1 protein-coding gene is annotated in these 279 nt (G+C 71.0%); it reads right to left on the reverse strand.

What is annotated here, in order from left to right:
* A partial coding sequence (locus GUI70_RS23040; RefSeq protein WP_202630586.1) for an amidase occupies nucleotides 1-279 on the reverse strand: 279 nt, incomplete at both ends.

Raw genomic sequence — 279 nt, forward strand, 5'->3', positions numbered from 1 at the left:
GGCTTGACCGTCTCGATGAAGCCGCCCAGCGTCAGCCACGTCTCGCGCCCGCGCACGGCGTTCTGCCAGGCCAGCATCCGGTCGAACCCTTCCGGCACCGGGTCGGCCTCGCCCATCGGGCCCAGCCTGGCGAGCGCGGGTTCGAGGGCGGCGACGACGTCGGGATCGGCATTGGCGAAGGCTGCGGGAATCATGAGAAACTGGGCCGCGAGCGGCGGTGCTGGCGGCAAAAGCGCCTCGCCGACGCGAAGCATGGTCTCCGCATCGCGGGTGAACCAG

Origin of the sequence: Deinococcus alpinitundrae (assembly GCF_009982895.1) — a bacterium.
GTDB classification, from domain to species: Bacteria; Deinococcota; Deinococci; order Deinococcales; family Deinococcaceae; genus Deinococcus; species Deinococcus alpinitundrae.